This window comes from Burkholderia arboris (assembly GCF_902499125.1).
GTDB lineage: Bacteria > Pseudomonadota > Gammaproteobacteria > Burkholderiales > Burkholderiaceae > Burkholderia > Burkholderia arboris.
In genome coordinates, this window is sequence record NZ_CABVPX010000016.1 from 81,737 (window position 1) to 98,579 (window position 16,843).

At 61.3% G+C, this 16,843-nt stretch carries 13 protein-coding genes; 7 read left to right on the plus strand and 6 right to left on the minus strand.

Going from position 1 to position 16,843, the window contains the following annotated elements; genetic code table 11:
• The first annotated feature begins 61 nt into the window (after nt 1–61).
• Nucleotides 62–967 carry an NAD-dependent epimerase/dehydratase family protein gene (locus BLA15945_RS20200; RefSeq protein WP_081051875.1) on the plus strand — a complete coding sequence of 302 codons (906 nt, stop codon included), beginning with the start codon at nt 62–64 and terminating at the stop codon, nt 965–967.
• A gap of 132 nt (nt 968–1,099) precedes the next feature.
• Here BLA15945_RS20200 and BLA15945_RS20205 read toward each other — a convergent pair whose 3' ends face one another.
• The 3 genes from BLA15945_RS20205 to BLA15945_RS20215 form a co-directional block, all read right to left on the minus strand.
• A complete protein-coding gene (locus BLA15945_RS20205; protein WP_174993227.1) occupies nt 1,100–2,530 on the minus strand; it encodes a mannose-1-phosphate guanylyltransferase/mannose-6-phosphate isomerase in 1,431 nt (476 codons plus the stop codon).
• Between the two features lie 76 nt (nt 2,531–2,606).
• Entirely contained in the window at nt 2,607–4,655 is a 2,049-nt protein-coding gene (locus BLA15945_RS20210) for a capsular polysaccharide biosynthesis protein (protein ID WP_174993228.1), read from the minus strand.
• On the minus strand, nt 4,655–5,806 hold the full coding sequence (locus BLA15945_RS20215; protein ID WP_174993229.1) for a glycosyltransferase family 4 protein: 1,152 nt from the start codon (nt 5,804–5,806) through the stop codon (nt 4,655–4,657). The genes BLA15945_RS20210 and BLA15945_RS20215 overlap by 1 nt, the downstream gene beginning before the upstream one ends.
• Before the next feature lie 175 nt (nt 5,807–5,981).
• On the opposite strand from BLA15945_RS20215, the gene BLA15945_RS20220 reads away from it, so the two are divergent.
• The 3 genes from BLA15945_RS20220 to BLA15945_RS20230 all read left to right on the plus strand — a co-directional run bounded on the left by BLA15945_RS20220 (nt 5,982) and on the right by BLA15945_RS20230 (nt 9,628).
• The gene (locus tag BLA15945_RS20220) at nt 5,982–7,160 is read left to right on the plus strand and encodes a polysaccharide biosynthesis/export family protein (protein WP_174993230.1); all 1,179 of its coding nucleotides are present in this window, start codon (nt 5,982–5,984) and stop codon (nt 7,158–7,160) included.
• Between the two features lie 154 nt (nt 7,161–7,314).
• Nucleotides 7,315–8,364, plus strand: coding sequence for a GDP-mannose 4,6-dehydratase (gene gmd, locus BLA15945_RS20225; RefSeq protein ID WP_059235963.1), 1,050 nt, complete (start codon nt 7,315–7,317; stop codon nt 8,362–8,364).
• A 121-nt stretch (nt 8,365–8,485) separates the two neighbouring features.
• Nucleotides 8,486–9,628 (plus strand): glycosyltransferase family 4 protein, encoded by a 1,143-nt coding sequence (locus BLA15945_RS20230; protein WP_059236894.1) that lies wholly within the window; start codon nt 8,486–8,488, stop codon nt 9,626–9,628.
• Here BLA15945_RS20230 and BLA15945_RS20235 read toward each other — a convergent pair.
• From BLA15945_RS20235 to BLA15945_RS20245, 3 genes are all read right to left on the minus strand, one after another.
• Nucleotides 9,614–10,753, minus strand: a complete 1,140-nt coding sequence (locus BLA15945_RS20235) for a glycosyltransferase family 4 protein (protein WP_233464264.1) — start codon at nt 10,751–10,753, stop codon at nt 9,614–9,616. The two genes, BLA15945_RS20230 and BLA15945_RS20235, sit on opposite strands and share 15 nt — an antisense overlap.
• A 165-nt stretch (nt 10,754–10,918) precedes the next feature.
• Nucleotides 10,919–11,578: an ABC transporter ATP-binding protein gene (locus BLA15945_RS20240; RefSeq protein ID WP_059235959.1), complete on the minus strand. Its 660-nt coding sequence runs from the start codon at nt 11,576–11,578 to the stop codon at nt 10,919–10,921.
• Nucleotides 11,579–11,723: 145 nt separating this feature from the next.
• Nucleotides 11,724–12,875 carry a hypothetical protein gene (locus BLA15945_RS20245; protein WP_059235957.1) on the minus strand — a complete coding sequence of 384 codons (1,152 nt, stop codon included), beginning with the start codon at nt 12,873–12,875 and terminating at the stop codon, nt 11,724–11,726.
• A gap of 446 nt (nt 12,876–13,321) precedes the next feature.
• On the opposite strand from BLA15945_RS20245, the gene BLA15945_RS20250 reads away from it, so the two are divergent.
• The 3 genes from BLA15945_RS20250 to BLA15945_RS20260 are packed head-to-tail and all read left to right on the plus strand — an operon-like array spanning nt 13,322 to nt 16,840.
• Nucleotides 13,322–14,527, plus strand: a complete 1,206-nt coding sequence (locus tag BLA15945_RS20250; protein WP_174993232.1) for a capsule biosynthesis protein — start codon at nt 13,322–13,324, stop codon at nt 14,525–14,527.
• The gene (locus BLA15945_RS20255) at nt 14,520–15,311 is read left to right on the plus strand and encodes an SDR family NAD(P)-dependent oxidoreductase (RefSeq protein WP_174993233.1); all 792 of its coding nucleotides are present in this window, start codon (nt 14,520–14,522) and stop codon (nt 15,309–15,311) included. Before BLA15945_RS20250 ends, BLA15945_RS20255 begins: the two co-directional genes overlap by 8 nt.
• The gene (locus BLA15945_RS20260; protein WP_174993234.1) at nt 15,308–16,840 is read left to right on the plus strand and encodes an LTA synthase family protein; all 1,533 of its coding nucleotides are present in this window, start codon (nt 15,308–15,310) and stop codon (nt 16,838–16,840) included. The genes BLA15945_RS20255 and BLA15945_RS20260 overlap by 4 nt, the downstream gene beginning before the upstream one ends.
• The last annotated feature ends 3 nt before the right edge of the window (nt 16,841–16,843 follow it).

Genomic DNA, 16,843 nt, shown 5'->3' on the forward strand with positions numbered 1-16,843 from the left:
TACCGAGGCTGTATTCGAGGCCGCCCGCCTGGGGTGGCCTCCACTATGAATTCACGACGAAATGGCAACGATACTCATCACTGGCATCACGGGTTTCATCGGGACGCATTTGGCGGCGCATCTGACCCGCCAGGGGCATCGGGTTTTCGGTACGACAACGGGTACGTCGGACAACGCGTTGCAGTGTAGTCTCCACGACTACGAGCAAGTGGCTTCCGTTGTTCGAACGGTCAATCCGGACGTGCTGATCCATCTTGCAGCGTTGTCGTCCGTGACGAGCGGTACGACGATGCAATACTACGAAACGAACGTCCTGGGCACGGAGCACGTACTGAAGGCCATCGACAGCCTCGGTGGGCGGCGACGCATCATGTTTTCCAGCACGGCGGGCGTTTATGGAAATCAGAACACCGAAGTCCTGACGGAACTGTTGACGCCGAAACCCGTGAGTCACTACGGCATCAGCAAGCATGCCGCCGAATGCCTCGTCATGAATTATCGCGACAAGCACGACATCACGATCCTGCGGCCGTTCAATGTCGTGGGGACGGGCCAGAATGCGGACTTTATCGTGCCGAAGCTCGTCAGTCATTTCGCGAGGAAGGCGCCGTCGATCCGGTTGGGCAATCTCGACCCGGTGCGCGACTATATCGATGTCGATGTGTGCTGCAGCATGGTTGCCGATGTGCTGGATAAGTCCGCTTCCTTCGGGGAGGTGCTGAATGTTTGCGCGGGCGCCGGCAAATCGGTCAGGGATCTGCTTGCAATCATGACCCGGATCTCCGGTCACGAGATCGAGGTCGTGTCGGCGCCGGAATTCATGCGCAAGAACGAGGTGATGCGATTGCTGGGCGATCCTGCCAAGATCAACTCCATTTTGCCTGCCCGGGACAATACCAATGATCTGGAGAAGGTGATCGGCGAGATGTTGTCGGATGCCCGGAACCGGTTGGCGGGCACGCAGTAACGCGGCTTCGCTCGCTGCAGGGCGGGCTGCCATTCATTCGTGGCAGGTCGATGTCGTGCGAAGGGTGGCGGTAATTGAAAACGGCGCATCTCATGATGCGCCGTTTTATTTTCTCGCGGTGTAATCGCGGGATTACTTTTGCGGGACGCGGCCGTAGGTGTCCTCGAACCGGACGATGTCGTCCTCGCCGAGGTACGGGCCGGACTGGACCTCGATCAATTCGAGCGGAATCTTGCCGGGATTCTGAAGACGATGCGTGGCGCCGAGCGGGATATAGGTCGACTGATTTTCGGTCAGCATGATTTCCCGATCCGCATTGGTGACGAGCGCGGTGCCCTTCACGACGATCCAGTGCTCTGCCCGATGATGGTGCATCTGCAGGCTCAATTGTGCGCCGGGATTCACGACAATGCGCTTTACCTGGAAGCGGTCGCCCTGATCGATGCCTTCATAGGATCCCCAGGGACGGACGACGCGTCGATGCGTGACCGATTCTTGACGGCCGGACGCGTTGAGTTGCTCGACCACCTTCTTCACGTCCTGCACTCGATCGCGATGTGCGACGAGCACGGCGTCTGCCGTTTCGACGACGACAATATTCTCGAGACCGATCGCGGCGACCATCCGGTGTTCGGCGCGAATATACGAATTCTTTGTCGCGTCGGAGAATACGTCGCCGATCAGGGTGTTGTCGTCGTCGTTCTTTTCGGCAAGGTCGGCCAGCGCGCCCCAGGTGCCGATGTCATTCCAGCCCAGATCCGTCGTTGCGATCACGGCCGCGCGATCGGTTTTCTCCATGACGGCATAGTCGATCGAATCGCTCGGGCTCAGTGCGAAGGCCTGTGCATCGAGGCGGACGAAATCGTTGTCATGTTGCGCCTGTTCGAGGGCCAGTGCCGTCTGCGTGGCGATTTCAGGCGCGTAGCGCGTGATCTCGTCCAGATACGTCGAGGCCTTCAGCATGAACATGCCGCTGTTCCAGTAGTAATCCCCGGACTTCAGGAAAATTTCGGCAGTTTGAGTGTCGGGTTTTTCAACGAACGCGTCGACCGAATAGATCGGCTTGCCGTCGACCAGGGCGGAGCCGCGGCGGATATAGCCAAAACCGGTATGCGGACTTTCCGGCGTGATGCCGAAGGTCACCAGATGATTGTCCTTCGCGATCGATGCGGCATGCTGGGCCGCCTTGATAAAGGCGGGTTCATTCAGGATCGCGTGATCCGACGGCAATACGAGCAGCAGCGCATCCGGATTTTTCCTGACCGCCATATGTGCTGCGACCGCAATGGCGGGAGCAGTATTGCGGCCGATCGGCTCGAGGACGATCGACGACGGCGCCACGCCGCATTGACGGAGTTGCTCCGCGACAAGAAAGCGCTGTTCGCTGTTTGTCAGGATGATCGGGCGTTCGGTATTGGGAAGATGCTGCAGTCGAACGGCAGTCTGCTGAAGCAGCGTCTGCTCACCGGTGAGCTTCAGGTATTGCTTCGGGTAACCGCCGCGCGACATGGGCCAGAGCCGCGTGCCGCTGCCGCCGCAAAGAATAACGGGAAAAATGGTCATCGAAAATCTCGGAGGTGGTTATGTAAAAAATTTTATGACACTCAAACGTTGGCAGCAGCGTGTCACTATGAATGCGTTAAGGGTCGTGATATCCGGTTCGTGACTGGGTCGTGCGAACGAGCCGCCAGTGAATGTGGCTAAATGCGTTGTAGCACCATCTGAATATTTTCAATGCCGTGCGCTGGCGATTTTTCCCGGCCGATATAAGAGGCCTCTCTATGAGCGGTGCCAACTGTAAGGCGACGGCTTCGGGCGTAGTATAAAGCTTTGTCTGCCAGTGCCAATATATCGGATATCGTAATAATGTTCCCGCGACCAGCATGTCGAGCGTCAGTGAGCGCTTGCGCCACGGTTGCGGGCTGATCGCGTCGTTTGTCAGGCCCCAACCGGCGTAAAACGGCAGGCCATACGTAAATACAGCCTTATTGCGCAGCAAAGCGTCGAAGCCCGACAGCGACGAGAGCGTATGCACTTCGTCCGCCTGCTCGATCAGCGACACGATGTCCGACGTGACGTCGATTACATCCGCATGCCCGTCGATGTCGATCGCGCCGACCCGGTTGCCGGACAGCACGTCCGGGTGCGGCTTGTAGACGATGAACGCATCGGGACGCTGCGCCCGGACTTCGGCGAGCAAGCCTTCTGCGGTATTGATGGCGCGAGTGCCCAGCCGTATCGACGCGTCGTCGGCGACTTGTCCAGGCACGAGGATCACGCGCCGGTCGCGCGGTGCTTGCCACTCGGGACGGCGCCGGCCAAGGTTGTACTTGGTGATTCCGAGGCGAACAATCGTTTCGCGAAGCGCCGCTGCGCGCGCGAGTTCGGTATTGCCGAACGGGCTTTCGTTGAGAATCTGCGTGAGGTCGCTCGGCACGCTCGGATCGAAATACAGGCCGGAGTGATCGATGACCTGGCTGTAAGGCGGGGTCATGTCCGACCCGAGCCCGGCCGAATGAATGAACCCGTCTTCGATTCGATGCCGTTTCACGTCGCCGGGAATGCCGTCAGCCGGGCGAGCGCCCCACAGCACGGCGCTTTCGCCGGCACGCAGCCGTTCCGGCGATTTGCTCCAGCGTAACGTACCGCCGCCGGCGGTCAGATAAGGCGTTGCCAGTCTGCGTTTCCACCATTGGAAGCGCAATCCGCAAACATCATTCAGGTCGGCGAAGCGTGCGCGTACGTCGTGCTGCAACTCAATCGCGTCGAGTGCGCTGTCGAGTGTGCCGGTTTGGCCGGGTAGCGTGTCGAGATAGCGCGAGAAACGCAGAAACGCGGCATGGAACAGCAGCGGAAGCGTCGGGCGGGCAGTACGGGACGCGAACGGCACGTTATCGTCGGTCAATCCCCAGCCGGCGTAGTACGGGCGCCCGAACACGTGGAGCGGCACGCCAGCCAGCAGCGCGCCGAAGCCTTCCGAGGCGCTGACGACGTAGACGCGATCGAAGTGTTCGAGTGCCGCGGTGAGCGAGTAGGAGGGGGGCAGCCGCGGGAGGTCGCTCGAGATTGCCCGGGACGCATGCGACAGCCATCGGCCTTGCCCTGCATCGGATGTCGGTCCGAGCCAGAGTTCGGCGTCCGGGTGTGCGCGGCGGGCGGCGTCCACCATCGAGCGAAATGCATCGACGCGCGCCGTCGATCGTTCGCGGGGGCCGGCCATGCTTTTTTCGCGCTCGTCGATTAGCAAGATGCGCTGCGCGGGTCCGCCCTTGGCGAGTGCCGGTGGAAGCGTCGCCGCACGCTGGCGGAGGTGCAAGGCATCGCTTGTCAGCATGCGACGCATCAGGCGATCCGCTTCGGCGGCGTCGAAATCGGTGGCGCCGGACCCGAACCATTGGTTCATTGCGGTTGCGACCGGGTCGCAACCCGTGGCTGTCAGCGGCAGGCAGAACCATGAAAGGGGTGGCGCGTAGCGCGCATCGCGCGCGGGAAGCGGTCCAGGCCAGGCTTGCCATCCGGTCGCGCCGGTCGCGCGTGCGATCCTGGCGCACCATGCCCCGACGGTGTCGCGGGGCCACAGGTATCGAGTCCGGCCGGACAGCCATCCGATCAGGCGTCTGCCTTGCCTGAGATAGCGAGGGTCGCTGGCCGTCGGGGACGGCAGCGATGTCTGATTGAGGCGGTGCATTAGTCCAGTGCCGCGATGAATCTGTCGACCTCGCTGAAATGCGCATCCCACGTCGGCTGTCGAAATCGTTTGACGCGTTGCAACTGCTCCGAGCGCTCGACGCTGTTGGCCTCCGTATAGGCCGTGATGCGGGCGATCCAGCCTGGGCCGTCCAGCGGGTCCAGGTAGTCGGGCACGTCGCCGGCGATTTCGTGGAAGACGCCCAGATTGCTGGCAATGACGGGGATCTGTGACGACAGCGCTTCGACGAGCGGCATGCCGTAGCCTTCCGCAAATGACGGAAATAGCAGTGCCCGCGCATGTTGCAGCCATGCGTGGAGCTGATCGTCGGTGCAGTTCGCCTCTTCGATAACGACGTTTCGAATGCTTTCGCAGCGTTCGAGCATGTCGATCACGTTTTCGCATTCCCAGCCGCGCCGACCTATGATGACGAGCTTCGGCGCTGCGTCACCGTATTTTTCAACGAGCTCGCGCCAGACATGCAGAAGGAACCAGTGGTTCTTGCGTGGTTCGATCGTGCCGAGCATGACAAAGTAAGGTGTGCCGATCGGTGCGGGGCGAGACGGATAGGCCGATACGCCCGGTGCGAGATGGGCGACGACGCATGGGGGCAGCGCCAGGCCGGCGCGCTGCGCCTCGTCCTCGAGCGCATGTCGTGTGTCATGCGAATTGGCGATCAGGCCTTTGGCGAGTCGCAGCGCGGTATGAATCCGTGTCCGATGGATATCGGCTATGCCGGGTCGGCAATACTCGGCGTGCGTCAGTGGAATCAGATCGTGCACCATGAAAACCGGGCGCGCGTTGCGTTTCGTCATCGCCCGGTAGTACCGGGGAAATTCCATGCCGCTGTGGCTCGTATGCAGCAGGATCGCGTGCTCGAACCGTTGAGGCTGCATCGCCGTGGCGAGTGCGCGTGCAATGAGCGATCGCGTGGCCCAGGGTTTTCGCGTTGAAGTCGACAAACGGGAGAACAACAGCTGCGAATGGCTTTCCGACAAAACCGCTGAATAGCCGCGTTCGCTCAATACGGCGCGTGCTTGCGTGCCATATCTCTGTATATAGGCGAGGCCTACTCTGTCGACGCCCGTAGGGAGCGTGCCTTCCTGGAGTCGCGTGACAAGGCGTGTGACGTCAAGGAGTATGGTTGTCACGCGAATGTCGTCGATTGATGTTAATGGGCGCCGGTTTGTACAAAAAGCTGCATTTTCTACCGCGCCTCTGTCGTCCGCGGGCGACAGGTTCGTTTGCGACGAGTAAAAAAGAAGTTTATTGTATCTCGCAACGTGAGACAATTCACGACTTTGGAATTTTGCTTGCTCGTAACAAATGTCGCGATTGCTCCGTTGTGTTACTTGGTCCGCACTCTTGTTGAGCGGCGTACTTTCCGGTTGTTCCACGATTCCTTCCTCGGGGCCGAGCCGTTTTCAGGTCGAGCGCGCCGGTAGCGGGTCCGGGCAGTCCGAGGCGGGCACCGCCGGCATTCAGGTCGTCGACCTGACCGATGCCGTTGCGCGCAAGCTGTTCTCCGAGCGAGGTCAGGGCGATTTTGTCTCGACGCTTGGCGCTGACACGAATTTCAGGCAGCAGCTCGGCGTGGGCGATACGATCGAAGTCTCGATCTGGGAGGCGCCGCCCGCGACCTTGTTCGGTGCCGCGCAGGTCGACAGCAAGTCCGGGCCGACCAACGCGCGCGTGACGGTGCTGCCGGATCAGACGATCGACGGCGACGGCACGATCAATGTGCCGTTCGTCGGCGCCGTCAAGGCGCAGGGCCGCACGCCGACACAGCTCGGGCGTGATATTTCGGCTCGACTCAAGAACATCGCCCATGACCCTCAGGTGCTGGTCAAGCTTTCGCAGAACGTGACGTCGTATGTAACGGTTGTCGGGGATGTGAACACGAGCAGCAGGATGCAACTGTCGGCGCGCGGAGAGCGCCTGCTCGATGCGCTCGCGAGCGCGGGCGGCGTCAAGCAATCGATCGACAAGATTACGTTGCAGGTCACGCGAGGCGACGTTGTGGCGTCCATGCCGATGCAGAACGTGATTCGCAATCCGCGCCAGAATGTCCCGCTGCGTGCGGGCGATGTCGTGACCGCCCTGTACCAGCCGTACAGCTTCACGGCACTGGGTGCGACGGGGAAGAATCAGGAAGTCAATTTCGAGGCGCAGGGGATCTCGCTGGCGCAGGCGCTTGCGCGCGCAGGCGGGCTCGACGATGCGCGCTCGGATGCGAAGGGCGTGTTTATTTTCCGCCTGGAGGACGCCAAGGCGTTGTCGTGGCCGAATCAGCCGGTACGGACGACTGCGGACGGCAAGGTGCCGGTTATTTACCGGCTGGATTTGCATGATCCGAGCGCGATGTTCGTGGCGCAAAGCTTCGTGATGGACAACAAGGACATGCTGTACGTGTCGAATGCACCGATCGCAGAGCTGCAGAAGGTGTTGAACCTGGTGTTCTCCGTGGCCTTCCCGGTTGTCAGTGGCGTTCAGGCATTCAGGTAAGCAATCAAGGCTGCGTACTATTACACGGTGAGTCATGGCAGCGGATGTCGCGCATTGCTTTAGCCATGCTATGTATCGTCAGGCCGGCGTTCCGCTGAACATCGGGTCGCAGCGTCGATCGGTAGTTCGCAATATCGGTGCATAACATTTCATCATGGAGTCTGAGTTTGTGAAAAAGGCGATTATTACCGGCATTACCGGTCAGGACGGGGCCTATCTCGCGCAATCCCTTCTGGAAAAGGGCTACGTGGTATATGGGACTTACCGCCGGACGAGTTCGGTCAACTTCTGGCGAATTGCCGAACTCGGGATCGAGGATCACGAGAACCTGCATCTCGTCGAATACGATCTGACGGACCTGGGTGCCAGCATTCGCCTGTTGCAGACCACCGGTGCGACCGAGGTGTACAACCTCGCCGCGCAAAGCTTCGTTGGCGTATCGTTTGAACAGCCCATCACGACGGCTGAAATCACGGGTATCGGCCCGCTGAATCTTCTTGAAGCGATCCGCATCGTCAATCCGGAAGTGCGCTTTTACCAGGCCAGCACGTCGGAGATGTTCGGCAAGGTCCAGGCGATCCCGCAGGTCGAAGATACGCCGTTCTATCCGCGCAGTCCTTACGGTGTCGCGAAGCTGTATGGCCACTGGATCACCGTCAACTATCGCGAGAGCTACAACATCTTCGGTTGCAGCGGCATTCTGTTCAACCATGAATCGCCGTTGCGCGGCCGTGAATTCGTGACGCGCAAGATCACCGACAGTATGGCGAAGCTGCGTCTCGGCAAGCTGGACGTTCTCGAACTCGGTAACCTCGACGCCAAGCGCGACTGGGGCTACGCGAAGGAATACGTCGACGGCATGTGGCGGATGCTGCAGGCTGACAAGCCCGACACTTACGTCCTGGCCACCAATCGCACCGAAACCGTGCGGGACTTCGTCTCGATGGCGGCGCGCGCAGCGGGCTTCGAACTGGCATGGGAAGGCAAGGACGCGTCGGAAGTGGGCATCGACATGGCGACGAACAAGACGATCGTGGCGATCAATCCGAAGTTCCATCGGCCGGCCGAGGTCGATCTGTTGATCGGTAATCCCGAGAAGGCGCGCAAGGATCTGGGCTGGGAGCCGAAAACGACCCTGGAAGAGCTGTGCCAGATGATGGTCGAGGCTGATCTGCGTCGTAACGAGGCTGGCTTCTCGTTCTGATCGCGACGTTTGCCGGTGCCCTTCGGGGTATCGCAAACGTATCGCAATGGGGTATCGCACGGGCCATGATGTCATCGCATCAGGCCCGTTTTGCTTTTAGTGGATGGCGTTCGGGAGGCATGTGAAGGTAATTCTTGCAGTGGATTCGATCCGGCCTCCGCTCACGGGGATTGGCCGTTACACGTGGGAATTGGCCAAGCATTTCGCTTCACCGGAAGGCGGTCTCGACGCGATTCGTTTCTACTTCGCGGGGGCATGGGTCGACGACGTGGCTGGATTGCTTGACGGCCAGCCGGTCGCGCCGACTCGCAGCCGTTTGCCAAAATGGGCGCGATCGTTGCCGCCGGTCAAGGCTTTCCAGCGATGGAGCGGTGACCGGAGGTGGCGTGACCATCTATTCCATTCGCCTAATTATTTTCTGCCCGACGAATGTGCGACCGGTATCGTCACGGTGCATGATCTGTCGGTATTCAAGTATCCGGAGACCCATCCGGTCGAGCGATTGCGTCATTTCGAGCGAGGCTTTGCGTCGACGCTCGCGCGCGCCGCGCACCTTGTTACCGATTCCGAATTTACTCGCCGCGAGGTCGCCGATTTCTTCGGCTGGCCAATCGACAATATCACTGCCGTCCCGCTTGGCGTGCCTGCGGAGTTCCGGCCGCATACGAACGACGAACTTGCTGCGCCGCTCGCCGCCTATCAACTGTCCGCGGGTGGCTACGGACTGAGTGTATCGACGCTCGAGCCACGCAAGCGTATTGATCGCCTGATCGACGCATACGCGGAGCTCCCTGTTGCCCTGCGCACCCGATACCCGCTCGTATTGGTCGGCAGCAATGGATGGTTGAACGACGATCTTCACGCCAAGATCAGGAAAGGGGAGAGCGAGCAATGGCTGCGCTACCTCGGATTCGTGCCGGAAGCCGTATTGCCGGCCCTTTATGCCGGCGCTCGCGCGTTCTTCATGCCGTCAAAGTACGAAGGCTTTGGCTTGCCCGTGCTCGAGGCGCTGGCGAGTGGCGTTCCGACGCTGACTTCCAATGTCTCGTCGCTGCCGGAGGTGGCGGGTGATGCTGGCTGGCTGGTTGAGCCTGACGATCACGATGCATTGCGACATGGCATCGAGCGTGTGCTGAGCGACGATGGTTGGCGAGATGCCGCGAGGGCCCGTGGCTTGGAACTCGCTCGCGACGCGACGTGGGCGCGTTGCGCGCGCCGCATGCTGGCTGTCTACGAGCGGTTCGAGCAGTCAGCGCGACTCTGACAGGTCTGAAAGCAGCGTCTTTATCTGTGCCGCACTTTCCTGCCAGGTGATGGGGCGGATCGCGCGACTGTCCGGTGCGATGTCGTCGTCGATTGCGCGCAGCCAGGTGTGTAGCGACGTCGCCAGCCCGGTGCCGTCGCTGGCCGAGAAGTAGGTGGCATGTTCGCCGGCCACTTCGCGGAAAACGGGTAGGTCGCGCAGCAGCAGCGGCAGACCGTGTTGCGCGGCTTCAACGATTGGCAGACCGAAACCTTCCCCTTCGGATGCGAACAGCAGCCCGTCCGCGCGAGCGTACAAGTCCGCCAGCGCCGCGTCGTCGATGTCCTGCAGCCAGTTCAGGCGTTTTCCGCGCTCTGCATGGCCGTCGAGGCGCATCGTCAGCTCCTGGACCGCCCATCCTGCGTTACCGACGATCACGAGCGTTGCATCGACGCCGTCGTTCCAAAGTGCTTCGAACGCGTCCAGCACCTGCCGGTGTCCCTTGCGCGGCTCGATCGTTCCGACCATCAACACCGTGTGTCCGCGTCCGGTCATGCGCGGCTTGCGTGGCATCGTACCGGTCGCGTTGGCGGGGTGCGGCTGGAAGTCGGCGCCGAGATGGAACCAGCCTGCCGGTACCTCGTGCTCGGCGATGCCGAAGTACGTATCGAGGAAGGCCTGTGCCTCGACGGCAACCGATCTCGAGATGCAGTACAGCGCGTCCGCGTGGATTGCGATGGTCGACAGCCATTGCTTGAATGATCGGGCCGAGCGCGGCGTGAACCACTCCGGGTGCTGTATCGGCAGCAGGTCGTAGACGACGAATGCCAGCAGGACGCCTTGCTGTTTCCATTGAAGGAAATCACGCTGTCGCTTCGGGGCGATGCGGCTCGTCAAGTCGAGACCGAGGAACACGTCCCCGGGATTCGCATGAACCGGTGCGTCGCTTGCCGGAGGCGGGGTGCCCGCCAGTTTGGCCGTGTAGATGTCGGCATAGCGATAGCGGTCGCGCCGATTGGCGCGCACCAGTCGAACCACGAAGCCGGGCGGGGGGGACGCGATCAATTGCAGGGCGAGCGAGCGCACCACCCGCTGAATGCCGGTGCCTGCATCATGTTGCGCAATGATTGACACGTCGATGAGCAACTGGTGTTCCCGCGACGCTGGCGCTGATTGCGTGCTGGTGCGCAGCCGGTCGGCTGCGTGACGTGCGTATCGGGTCAGCGGGGCATGCCAGTGCGTTGCGGCGCAGTGAGCGAGCGCGGCGCGATTGAACCTTGTCAGGGGCATCGGTCGGGTGGAATGGGCGCGTCAGTTGATGGCGCTGTTTTCCTGGTAGAACGCGTAGGCCTCTTCGATCTCGTCAAACATGCGCAACCGGCCTTGCACCAGCACGGCTGCCCGGGTGCAATGTTCGCGGATGTACGCGGCATCGTGGCTGACGATGATGAGGGCTCGATCCGCACGTCGCTCAAACAATTCGTGGTGGCACTTGGCGTGAAACCGGCTGTCGCCGACCGCAATGATTTCGTCGATGAGGAAGCAGTCAAATTCGATCGCCATCGACAATGCGAATGCGAGGCGCGCACGCATACCTGCCGAATAGCTCTTGACCGGCTCTCGCAGGTAATAGCCCAGTTCCGAGAACTCTTGTACGAACGGTTCGGCGTCTTTGACGTTGACGCCGTAGATGCGGCAGATGAACCGCAGGTTGTCCATCCCGGTGAGGCTGCCCTGGAACGCACCGCCGAATGCGAGCGGCCACGACACGCTCATGCTGCGATGAACCATGCCGGCGCTCGGGAGTTCCGCGCCGCTGATGAGCCTGATGAGTGTCGACTTGCCGGCGCCGTTCCGTCCGAGAATGCCGATTTTCTCGCCCCTGTTGACGCGCAGGTCGATCTTTTCGAGGACCCTGCGTCGGCCCTGTCGCGTGTAGTAGTCTTTGGCGATGTTCTTGAGTTCGATCATCCGAATTCAACTATTGAGCGTGCGTTACTGGGGCGATTGAGCCGGAGTCGGGCCAGCACGGCGCCAGCTCCGGCATGTTTGCAGTCCGATCCCGGGCATCGATTCCACGACCGATACGGCGTGGAGATGCCGGATGAGTCGCGGCTCAGTTGTGGTGCTCGCGCAGGCCCGCCAACAAAAGCGACAGAACGCCCCACGCGATCATGCCCAGCGCAAATACTTCGAAAATCGACTTCAGACGCTTGGGTTCGACTGCAATGTCGGGGGTATTCGGCTGGATCAGGCGTTCCAGATAAAGCTGCTTTCGCTGAGCTTCGGCCCGTGCGTTTTCCAGGGCGGTCATTGTCGACGCGAGTTGCTTGTCGGCGAACTGCGCGTCGAGCTGCATGCGAGCGTAGGTCGCGGCCTTGGCCGAAAGCGAGTTCTTGCCGCCGGTAACGCCCGTTGTCGCTTCCTCGATCTGTTTCTGCAGATTGGCGATATTCGTTTTCAGGACGGAAATCTGCGGGTTTTGCGGCGCGATCGACTGAATCTGGGCGAGTTGCGTCTGCGAGGCAAAGAGCTGCGCCTGAAGCGTCGTAACCTGTTGCAACTGCAGCGCGGATTGCTTGTCCGGGTCGAACACCGTATATGACTTTCGGTATTCGGCCAGCGCTGCTGCCGCGTCTTTCGCTTTCGCGGCCGCTGCATCGACTTCACGTTGTGCGAACTGGACCGTATCTGCCGCGGCGCGCTGATTCATCTGGTTGATCAGGCGCTCGCCCATTTCCAGCAGACGTTCGTTGATTCGCTGAGAGTCTTCCGCGGTATATGCACGAACCTGCAGCTTCGTAATGCCGGATTCGGAATCCAGTGTCGCCGTGACAACGTGCTTGTCGTAATATTTCCACAGCTCTTCAAAGCTGCTGTCCGGCCACGTGTGAAACCGGCTGACAAAATCGCCGTGCTTCGTATAGGCGTCGAAAATATAATTGTTGGCGTTCAGTTCGCGAAGCGCATCTCGCGACGCCATGTAGTCGAGGACGGAGAACGTGTCGTCCGCGGAGCGCGAGAGTCCGGTGCCTTGCAGGAATGCGCCGACGATGCTGCTCTGGGTCTGCTTTTGTGGGCTTTTTACCACGAAGCGCGATTCGGACACGTAGACGTCCGATGCAATGACGCCAAAATACAGCGTGGCAATTGCCGTGGGAATAATAACGGTTGCCGCGAGCAGGCGATTGACCCGCTTGAGCCGCTGAACGAGACCGGGTTTCTCTTCGGTCGGGGTTGTCACGTCGCTGGTGGTTACGTTTTCCAACTTTTTTCCGTCAATACAGAGTGCAAAGTGGCTGGCGAGCATGACGTCAACATGCGTCAGCCCGGGAGCCGAATTCGGATAAGCGGGGCCGTAGGACCGGCAGCCGGTGCGGGCGAAGTGCCCGGGCTGCCGGGTCCGCGCCGGACATCTATATCGGCTGCTCCGCCTCGATCGGGTAGAGGGTGCGTCGACCTGCGTCTGCTCAAGGCGCCTGATTATAGGCTAGCTGTGCGCCATTCGGCTATGATCGGGGCGGCGGCCGGTGCCGGCAGGGCACATGCGGACGACTTTATGAATTTTGTCTTCATTCTGTCGTTCTTTCGGCATAAAATTGCGCCCAGCCGCCAGCGGAGTTTGGCTCTTGCCGATGTCGATGGGGGCTCGTCAGAAGAATAAAGCCTGTCTGGCAGTTTCCAGAGAAATTTTCGCTCCCCTTCCCGATATCCATGCCTCGCTCATTTCTAGTGCTGCAAGGCACGGCTTCAGTGTTTTTCAGTCGTCTTTCAGAAGCACTCGCATCACGTGGCCACGACGTTCATCGTGTCAATTTTTGCGGTGGCGACTGGTTTTACGGTAGAGCCGGGAAGGTGACCAACTATTCCGGGAAATTTGCGCACCTGTCGAATTGGTATTCGGACCTCGTGCGCGCCAAAGGCATTACGGATGTCTTGATGTTCGGTGACTGTCGCGCGGTCCATCGGCACATGCACCCGATTTCCGAGCAGTTCGGTCTGCGCGTGCACGTGTTCGAGGAGGGCTACGTCCGTCCGCACTGGATCACGCTTGAAAGCCACGGTGTGAACGGTCGCTCGCGAATGCCGGTGGATCCGCGGGAATACATGAGGCTGCGCGACGTCATCCCGGCGGCGGAACCCGGCGTGCCGACCGGTTACAACCTGTATGAGCGGGTGTTTCATGACATCACGTACCGGGTCGCCAATGCGCTGCTGATGTGGCGTTTTCCGCTGTATCGCAGCCACCGGCCGAAGAACGGCGTGTTCGAGTACACGGGCCTCGCGGTTCGCGCGCTGCTGCAAGGCAAGCATCGGCGAGAGGCCGAAGCTGTCACGCGCGAACTGCTGGCGAACCGGCGGCCGTACTATCTGTTCCCGCTGCAGCTCAACTCCGATGCGCAGATCGTCGTGCATTCGCCCTTCGACGGGGTACGCGATGCGATCGACCACGTGGTGCGCTCGTTCGCCCGGCACGCGCCGCGCGATGCAACCCTGCTGATCAAGAACCATCCGCTCGACACGGGGATGATCGAATACCAGCGCTTCGCGATGTCGATCGCGCGCGAGGCCGGTATTGGAGATCGGGTCCGCTTCATCAACTCGGGCCACTTGCCGACGCTGCTCGAGCATGCGCGTGGCGTGGTCGTGGTGAACAGCACGGTCGGCCTGTCGGCTTTGCACCACGAGCGCCCGCTAGTGGTGCTCGGGACCGCCATTTATAATATGCCCGGCTTGACCTGGCAGGGAAAACTGGACGATTTCTGGCACGGCGGCGATCTGCCCGACATGCACCTTTATCACGCCTTCCTGGACTACGTGATGCATCACACGCAAATCAACGGCGATTTCTACACCCGAACCGGCATCGAGATGGCGGTCGCGGGGGCGGTCGAGCGCCTGGATCGCGCGGATGCCTGATCAGCGGCCGCGAAACATCGTCATCACCGGCGCGAGTGCCGGTCTCGGTCGTGCGCTTGCGCTTGCCTATGCGCAGCCGGGCACGACGCTCGGCATCGTCGGCCGCAATCTCGCCGAGGTCGAGAAGACGGCGGCGGCCTGCCGGGCGCGCGGCGCCACGGTCGACACGGGCGCGGTCGACGTGCGCGATGCCGCGTCGATTGCCGCCTGGCTGACCGATTTCGACAGCCGTCACCCGATCGACCTCCTGATCGCGAACGCCGGCGTGGCCAGCACGATCGCCGATACGAGCGACTGGGAAGGTTTGGAGCGCACGGCTCGCGTCATCGATACGAATCTCTACGGTGCATTGCATACGGTCCTGCCGGTCATCGACCGGATGCGCGAGCGCAGGCGCGGGCGAATCGCGATGGTCAGTTCGATCGCCGCGCTGCGCGGCATGGCGATCTCGCCGGCCTATTGCGCAAGCAAGGCCGCAATCAAGGCCTACGGCGATTCCGTGCGCCCGCTGCTGGCGCGCGACGGCGTGGGCGTCACGGTCATCCTGCCCGGCTTCGTGAAGACGGCGATGAGCGACGTATTCCCCGGCGACAAGCCGTTCCTCTGGAGTGCCGATCGTTCGGCCGCGTACATTCGCCGACGGCTCGATGCGGGCCGAAGCGAGATCGCGTTCCCCGGATTGCTTGCGTTCGGCATGCGCCTCCTGCCGCTGCTGCCCGCCGCGCTCGCCGACGCGATCCTCGACCGCCTGTCCTATCTGCCGTCGAAGGACCGGGCCAATTGAGCGCGCGTCTCGCCGTGACGCTGACGGCCGCCGTCGCGCTGTCGTTTGCGGTCGACGCGATCGCGATCCCGCGCGCGCCGCTGCGGCGGCCGCCGCTGTCGTCAGTGCTTCATATTCTGGCCGTACTCTTCGTGCTCGACCTGGTGTTCGCCATCACGTCGCGGCCGCTGTTTTCGGCCTGCGCGTCGCTTGCGCTCGTCGGTTTAGTCGCCGCAGTCAGCAATGCGAAGTATGAGTCGTTGCGCGAGCCGTTCGTATTTACCGATCTGAGCCTGTTCAGCCAGTTGTTTTCGCATCCCCGTCTTTACCTGCCGTTCCTGAGCGTCGGCAAGGTCGTCGCGATCGGTGCCGGCATCGTGCTCGTGATCGTGGGCTTCGTCGTCGAGCGTCCCGTGCTTGCAGGCTCGCGCGTGCTGGTCTGGTTCACGGCGGGGTTGGCGTTCATGCTGGCCGTGCTCGTGGCCGCCCGTGTGCCGCTGACACTCGATCCCGAGGCCGACCAGCGTCGTCACGGTTTTTTTGCCGTATTCGTCGCCTATCTGCTCAACGGCTTGCGCCCTGCGACGTTCCGGCGGTTCCGCGAGGTCATGGCAGCGGGGCCGTTCACCACGGGCAAGCCGACGCAACGCCCCGACGTGATCGTGATCCAGAGCGAATCGTTCTTCGATGCACGCCGGCTCGGAGACGCGGTCGAGCCGGGTCTTTTCAGGCGTTTCGACGAAGCGCGTCGCGAGGCCGTCTGGCATGGCGAGATGACGGTGCCTGCGTGGGGAGCCAACACCATGCGAACGGAATTCGCGGTGCTGACCGGCACGGAATCCTTTTCGCTCGGGTATGCGCGTTTTTATCCTTACGCATTTGTAAGGAATAAAATCGCTTCGCTGGCATCCTGGTTCAACCGTTGCGGCTACGATACAGTCGCGATTCATCCCTATTACGCCGATTTCTTCGGGCGGAACCGGGTATTTCCGTTGCTCGGCTTTACGCGCTTTCTCGACATCCGCCACTTTGCATCGGCGTCCCGCGCCGGCCCGTACGTGGCGGACGCGGCAGTGTCCGAGTCGATCATCGCGGAACTCGACGCGGCGGGCGGCGGCCGCCCGCGCTTCGTCTTTGCGATGACCATGGAAAACCACGGGCCGCTGCATCTGGAGCAGGTTTTGCCTGGAGAATCCTCTTCGCGGCATACTCTCGGCGAGGATGCATCCTGGCGCGATCTGACCGCCTATCTGCGGCACGTCGAAAATGCAGACGCAATGATCGGGCGCCTGATCGATTACCTGCGCACCAGCAATCGTGAAACGATCGTTTGTTTCTACGGCGATCACGTTCCCGCTCTGCCTCGTGTTTTTCATAAGCTGGGCGTGACGCCGCAACGCAGCGACTACTTCATTTGGCGAAATTACGGCTCAGTTAGCGCGAATTGCCGGGATTTGGCGGCCGAGGAGTTGGGGGCGGTCCTGCTGCGCGTGGTACAAGAGGACGGACATCGCGCGGAAGGGCCGTGCGCATCCGAGAAAGCGACATAAAAG

Coding starts and splice junctions, on each gene's coding strand:
- BLA15945_RS20200 (WP_081051875.1), top strand. CDS start 62: ATGGCAACGATACTCATCACTGGCATCACGGGTTTCATCGGGACGCAT.
- BLA15945_RS20205 (WP_174993227.1), bottom strand. CDS start 2,530: ATGACCATTTTTCCCGTTATTCTTTGCGGCGGCAGCGGCACGCGGCTC.
- BLA15945_RS20210 (WP_174993228.1), bottom strand. CDS start 4,655: ATGCACCGCCTCAATCAGACATCGCTGCCGTCCCCGACGGCCAGCGAC.
- BLA15945_RS20220 (WP_174993230.1), top strand. CDS start 5,982: ATGTCGCGATTGCTCCGTTGTGTTACTTGGTCCGCACTCTTGTTGAGC.
- gmd (WP_059235963.1), top strand. CDS start 7,315: ATGGAGTCTGAGTTTGTGAAAAAGGCGATTATTACCGGCATTACCGGT.
- BLA15945_RS20240 (WP_059235959.1), bottom strand. CDS start 11,578: ATGATCGAACTCAAGAACATCGCCAAAGACTACTACACGCGACAGGGC.
- BLA15945_RS20250 (WP_174993232.1), top strand. CDS start 13,322: ATGCCTCGCTCATTTCTAGTGCTGCAAGGCACGGCTTCAGTGTTTTTC.
- BLA15945_RS20255 (WP_174993233.1), top strand. CDS start 14,520: ATGCCTGATCAGCGGCCGCGAAACATCGTCATCACCGGCGCGAGTGCC.